This window comes from Halomonas sp., from assembly GCF_029263665.1.
GTDB lineage: Bacteria > Pseudomonadota > Gammaproteobacteria > Pseudomonadales > Halomonadaceae > Halomonas.
Genome location: NZ_JAJUFQ010000034.1, coordinates 21548 through 28107, shown reverse-complemented (window position 1 = coordinate 28107; position 6560 = coordinate 21548). Strand labels below are relative to the sequence as shown.

The window sequence follows — 6560 nt, the reverse complement described above, 5'->3', positions numbered from 1 at the left end:
GTCGGAGCGACGTTCAAGGTTTCGATGTTGAAGTTACGCTGGGAGAACAGGCCGACCACACGCGACAGTGCTCCCGGTTCATTTTCCATCAGAATCGAGATGATATGGCGCATCAGGTCCGCTCCGTCTTGGAAAGCAGCATGTCACGCATGGAGCCGAGCGGCACCTGCATCGGATAAACGTGCTCGTGCGGGTCCACGGCGACGTCGAGGAATACCAGTTCATGGGTATCGGCGAAGGCTCGCTCAAGAGCTGCCTCCAGGTCCTCTTTCTTCGTCACCTTCAGCGCAGTGAAGCCATACGACTCGATCAGCATCTGAAAGTCCGGCAGCGATTCCATATAGGAATGAGCATGACGTGACTTGTAGTTGAGATCCTGCCACTGGCGCACCATGCCCAACGAGCCATTGTTCAAGTTGATGATCTTGACACCACCACCGAACTGCTTACAGGTGGAAAGCTCCTGCATCATCATCTGGAAGCTACCTTCACCGGTGAAGCACACCACTTCTTCATCCGGGAAGTTCTGCTTGATGCCCATGGCGGCCGGGAAGCCAAAGCCCATGGTACCGAGACCACCGGAAGTGATCAGACGATTGGGCTTGTCGAACTTGTAGTACTGGGCCGCGAACATCTGGTGCTGACCCACGTCAGTGGTCACATAGGCTTCACCACGCGTGGCTCGACAAACGGCTTCGACCACTTCCTGTGGCTTGAGCACCTCACCCGGCTTGGAAGGCTCATAGAGCTTGCCACGCCGCTCTTCGCGCCAGCCATTGATGGTTTTCCACCAGTCCTCCAGCGCCTCAGGATTGGCGAGCTCTTGTCCCTGGACCAGGCTGATCATCTCATTGATGACACTTGCCGCAGGTCCCACGATGGGCACGTCGGCACGCACCGTCTTGGAAATGGAGCTGGGATCGATGTCGACATGGATGATCTTGGCGGTCGGACAGAACTTCGAGGTGTTATTGGTCACGCGATCATCGAAGCGCGCGCCAATGGCGATGACCAGATCTGCGTGATGCATGGTCATGTTCGACTCATAGGAGCCATGCATCCCCAGCCAGCCAAGACATTGTTCATCGCTTTGCGGATATGCGCCGATCCCCATCAAAGTGGTGGTGATGGGAAAGCCAAGCTGCTTCACCAGGTCCGTCAGCCCTTCGCTGGCTTGACCAGTGATGACACCTCCGCCGGTGTAGAACACGGGACGACGCGCTTTCAGCATCATCGCCACAGCCTTCTTGATCTGGCCGGTATGGCCACGGGTCACCGGGTTGTAGGAGCGTATCTTGACCTTCTTCGGATAGACGTACTCGTAGCGCTCAGTGGGCGCCGTCATGTCCTTGGGAATATCCACCACCACGGGCCCCGGACGACCACTTGCAGCCAGATAGAAGGCCTTCTTCAGCGTCTCGGGAATCTCACTCGGGTGATTGATGGTGAAGCTGTGTTTCACGATGGGGCGAGTCACCCCAACGATGTCTGTCTCCTGAAAGGCATCGTCGCCAATCAGGTGACTCATGACCTGGCCACACAGCACAACCATGGGAATCGAGTCCATGTATGCTGTCGCGATACCGGTCACCGCATTGGTGGCACCGGGGCCAGATGTTACCAATACCACGCCTGGCTTGCCGGATGCCCGGGCATAACCGTCTGCAGCATGGGTGGCAGCCTGCTCATGTCGAACCAGGATGTGCTTGACCTTGTCCTGGCGGAACAGAGCGTCATAGATATGAAGTGCGGCGCCGCCCGGATAGCCGTAGATGTACTCCACGCCCTCGTCGTGAAGGAAGCGGGCAATCATGTCCGCGCCTGAAAGCAATTCCACTGATGTATCTCCCCTGGAGGTCTCGAGTGCGATTCGCACTCCCTGAGTGCGAAGTCGAGTGCAGCGATATGCTGCTGCCGGCGCACCGGCACCTGATGCCAAACCCTGGCGTCTGTCGGCCCGGTTGGGGCCAGCACTCTCTATCACGGCGGGTCACCGCGTCGGGGCGTTGGCCAGGTTGGGCGGTTGGCCCAAACCCTGGAAGTCCTTCGGCGGGTAGAGGCCCTTGAGCCTACCCTTCACGCGGCGATGGGGGTATCCCGTCGATGCCGCGCCCGCAGTCAGGAACAGACAAGATTCCAATAGCCGCCAAGGACTGTCAACCGCGCAATCCCGAGAATCACTCGACAAGCACTTCCCAGAGCCTCTTCCCAGCCCAAGAAACTCGACTAATGTCTAGGGTTAAAATCTCGATTTAATCGCCATGGACTGCTCTAATGCACATGCTGACACGATTCACTAAACGATTTTGCATGACCTGAAGGTTTACATCATCTCGTGGCGCTGTATGCCAACACACACTGCCCGGCAATGACTCCGTCACGATCTCACCAACCAACAACATTCCAAGGAGGGCCCATGTCACGCATTGTGCAATGGTCCATCACCGTCGCCCTGGCAGGATTCCTGTTCGGCTTCGACACGGCGGTCATTTCTGGAGCTGACAAGCCCATTCAGACGCTATGGGGGCTCAGCGACCTGCAACATGGTCTGCTGATCATGTCCATGGCGCTGTGGGGCACCGTACTGGGCGCCATCACCGGGAACTGGCCCACTGATGCCCTGGGACGACGCAAGACCCTCCTGTTGATTGGCGTGCTTTATCTGGTCTCGGCGGTTGGATCTGCCGTGGTCTCCGATCCTTGGCTGTTCGCTTTCTTCCGTTTGATTGGTGGCATCGGCGTGGGTATCTCTTCCGTGGCAGCTCCCACGTATATATCCGAGATTGCTCCGCCTCGTTCACGTGGTTTTCTAGTCGCCATGTACCAGTTCAACATCGTGTTCGGCATCTTGATGGCATTCGTGTCGAACTATGTCATTGGCTCCTTGTTCGCTTCCGAGAATGCCTGGCGCTGGATGCTCGGCATCGAAGCCGTACCAGCTCTGATCTATACGCTGATGATCACTCGCGTTCCGCGCAGTCCTCGCTGGCTGATCCTCAAGCGCAATGCAGTGGACGAAGCAACCCGTGTCCTCAAGATGATCAATCCCGATGCCAATGTGGATGCCGAAATTGCGGCTATCCGAGCTGCCGAGGATGATGAACGTGGCGCCCATGCCCGTTTCTTCTCGCGCCGCTACCGCCTGCCGATCCTGCTGGCTTTCCTGATTGCCTTCTTCAATCAGCTATCTGGCATCAACTTCATCATCTACTACGCCCCCAGGGTCCTTGAAGCAGCGCAACTTGGTAGCCAGGCAGCCTTGCTATCCACTGCTGGCATCGGCCTGGTCAACCTGGTATTCACCATGATCGGTATGGCACTGATCGACAGACTCGGACGGCGCACATTGCTGTTCATCGGCTCTGCCGGCTATCTGCTGTCACTGGTGCTGATCTCGCGGGCCTTCTACAGCGATGCCTTGGGGGGTATGGAAGTGCCCTTGCTGCTGGCCTTGTTCATCGCTGCCCATGCCATCAGTCAGGGAGCCGTGATCTGGGTGTTCATCGCCGAAGTGTTCCCTAATCACGTGCGTGCCCGAGGACAATCCTTTGGCAGCTCCATTCATTGGGTCTTCGCCGCACTGATCACATTGGTGATGCCTTGGGTGTTGGGTACCTTCAGTGGAGGTCCTGTATTTGCGTTCTTCGCCGTCATGATGCTGCTTCAATTGGTGTTCGTGATGTTCCTGATGCCCGAGACAAAGAATGTGCCTCTCGAGGAGCTGCAAAAGCATCTGGTCGGCGACAATGTCAGCCTACGCCGGGTACACCTGTCTCGCGCTCGTGCCTGAATATCGCCAGCGGCACTTGAGACCTGCTCGCGAAACACAAAAAGCCCGCCAAGTGGGGAGCCGGGCGGGCAAGGGGGTCACAGGACGCAACCTGTTATTCAGTATAGCGGCTGAAACCAATGGCGCCCGTTGGGCGCCATTGGCAGTAGCGAATCACCACAAAACGGTGAATAACTGACTGATATGTCAGTGTTTGAATGTCAGATGCCCTTCATCTGCATCCACATGGATGACATCTCCAGGCTGGAACTTGCCTGCCAACAGGTCCTGGGCCAGCGGGTTTTCGATTCGACTCTGGATGGCTCGCTTCAACGGCCGCGCGCCATACACTGGATCGAAGCCCACCACAGCAAGCTGCGCCATGGCCGAGTCACTGACATCAAGCCCCAGATCGTGTTCAGCCAGACGGGAGCGCAAGCGCTCCAACTGAATGGCGGCAATAGCCTGAATCTGTTCCTGACCCAGAGCGTGGAAGACGACGACCTCGTCGATACGGTTGATCAGTTCCGGACGGAAATGCGTACCGACTACCTCCATGACAGTCTGCTTCATGCTTTCGTAGTCCGCATCGTCACCGCCATATTGCTGGATAATGTCTGACCCCAGATTCGAGGTCATCACGATGACCGTGTTACGGAAGTCTACCGTCCGGCCCTGGCCATCCGTCAGGCGACCATCTTCCAGCACCTGCAACAAAATGTTGAAGACGTCCGGGTGAGCCTTTTCCACCTCATCAAGCAGCAGCACGGAATATGGCTTGCGACGCACAGCTTCCGTCAGATATCCCCCTTCCTCATAACCCACGTAGCCAGGAGGAGCCCCGATCAAGCGCGCGACGGAGTGTTTCTCCATGAACTCCGACATGTCGATGCGCACCATGGCCTCCTCTGTGTCGAACAGAAAGTTGGCCAAGGATTTGCACAGTTCGGTCTTGCCGACCCCAGTCGGACCGAGGAACAGGAATGAGCCATTGGGACGATGGGGGTCAGCAAGCCCCGCACGCGAACGGCGTACGGCATTGGCGACAGCGTTGACCGCTTCATCCTGGCCGATCACCCGCTCATGCAATGCTTCTTCCATCCTCAACAACTTGTCACGCTCACCTTCGAGCATCTTGGAGACGGGAATCCCCGTCCAACGAGAGACTACTTCGGCAATTTCTTCCTCGGTGACATTGGAGCGCAGCAGACGATGGCCGGAAGTGTCTGCTTCTGCTTCTCCACTCTCGGCAATCTTCTTCTCTAGTTCCGGTATCACCCCGTATTGCAGCTCGGACATACGTGCCAGATCGCCCTGACGACGAGCCTGTTCCAGGTCGATACGCGCACGGTCCAGCTCGTCCTTGAACTGAGCGGAACCTTGAATGCTGGCTTTTTCCGCTTTCCAGATCTCTTCAAGGTTGGCGTAATCACGCTCCAGTTCGCCGATCTGCTCTTCCAGTGTCTCCAGACGTTTGCGCGAGGCCTCATCGGTTTCCTTCTTGAGGTGCTCACGCTCCATCTTGAGCTGAATCAAGCGACGGTCGAGACGATCCATTTCCTCAGGCTTGGAGTCCAGTTCCATGCGAATGCGCGAGGACGCTTCATCGATCAGGTCGATGGCCTTGTCCGGCAACTGTCTATCGGTGATATAACGCGTTGATAACTTGGCAGCGGCAATAATGGCGCCATCAGTGATATCCACCCCATGATGCACCTCGTAGCGCTCTTTGAGACCACGCAGGATGGCTACGGTATCTTCTTCACTAGGCTCGTCCACCAGCACTTTCTGGAAACGACGCTCCAGTGCCGCATCTTTTTCGATGTACTGGCGATATTCATCCAGAGTGGTGGCGCCGACACAGTGCAGCTCACCTCGAGCCAGTGCCGGCTTGAGCATGTTACCGGCATCCATGGCTCCTTCGGCTTTGCCCGCACCGACCATGGTATGCAGCTCATCGATGAACAGGATCACGCGCCCTTCTTCCTGGGACAGCTCATTGAGCACCGACTTCAGGCGTTCTTCGAACTCACCACGGAACTTGGCTCCAGCCAGCAAGGATCCCATGTCCAGCGATAGTACGCGCTTATCCTTGAGACCTTCCGGCACTTCACCATTGATGATACGACTTGCCAGCCCCTCGACGATGGCGGTCTTGCCCACACCAGGTTCGCCGATCAATACCGGGTTGTTCTTGGTGCGCCGTTGCAGCACCTGGATAGTGCGGCGAATCTCATCATCACGGCCGATGACCGGATCCAGTTTGCCGTCGGCAGCCCGCTGGGTCAGATCCAGTGTGTACTTTTCCAATGCCTCTCGCTTGTCTTCCGCATTGGGGTCATCGACCTTCTGGCCGCCACGCAAGCTGTCAATGGCGCTTTCCAGTAGCTTGCGTGTCAGTCCGGCCTGGCTCAGTGCCTTGGACACCGCGTGTTTCATGTCGATGGCAGCAAGCAGCACCAGCTCGCTGGCGATGAACTGATCCCCCCGCTTTTGCGCCTCCGCATCAGTGAGGTTGAACAATTTGATCAAATCGCGCGATGGCTGGACTTCTCCATCGAACTGGCTGACCTTGGGCAGACTGTCGACCTGGCCAACCAAGGTATCGCGCAGGCGGTTGGCATCGCCACCTGCCTTCTGTACCAACGCCTTGGCTCCCGTATCGCGAGCATCCAGCAGCGCCAGCAGCAGATGTGCCGGTTCCAGTTGATTGTGGCCGTGCCCCACCGCCAGAGACTGAGCATCAGCCACGGCATTTTGCAACTTGGCAGTAAATTTATCGAAGCGCATA

General features: G+C 57.1%; 4 protein-coding genes. 1 reads left to right on the top strand and 3 read right to left on the bottom strand.

The genetic code is table 11. The annotated features are described in order from the left end of the window. Both Q1K07_RS20365 and Q1K07_RS20360 read right to left on the bottom strand, forming a co-directional pair. Positions 1–113: ACT domain-containing protein (locus Q1K07_RS20365; RefSeq protein ID WP_300315484.1), on the bottom strand; the 113-nt coding region annotated here is incomplete at its 3' end. Then, complete coding sequence (locus tag Q1K07_RS20360) at positions 113–1837, bottom strand: acetolactate synthase 3 large subunit (RefSeq protein WP_300315480.1); 1725 nt, start codon at positions 1835–1837, stop codon at positions 113–115. The genes Q1K07_RS20365 and Q1K07_RS20360, both read right to left, overlap by 1 nt. A 579-nt stretch (positions 1838–2416) precedes the next feature. Between Q1K07_RS20360 and Q1K07_RS20355 the strand changes: the two genes are divergently transcribed. Further along, a complete protein-coding gene (locus Q1K07_RS20355; protein WP_300315478.1) occupies positions 2417–3790 on the top strand; it encodes a sugar porter family MFS transporter in 1374 nt (457 codons plus the stop codon). Positions 3791–3976: 186 nt separating this feature from the next. Here the strand turns inward: Q1K07_RS20355 and clpB are convergent, their stop codons facing one another. Continuing rightward, positions 3977–6559, bottom strand: coding sequence for an ATP-dependent chaperone ClpB (clpB, locus tag Q1K07_RS20350; protein ID WP_300315475.1), 2583 nt, complete (start codon positions 6557–6559; stop codon positions 3977–3979). Position 6560 lies beyond the last annotated feature (1 nt).

Excerpts from the sequence above, each read along its gene's own strand:
- Q1K07_RS20355 (WP_300315478.1), top strand. The coding sequence starts at position 2,417 with ATGTCACGCATTGTGCAATGGTCCATCACCGTCGCCCTGGCAGGATTC.
- clpB (WP_300315475.1), bottom strand. The coding sequence starts at position 6,559 with ATGCGCTTCGATAAATTTACTGCCAAGTTGCAAAATGCCGTGGCTGAT.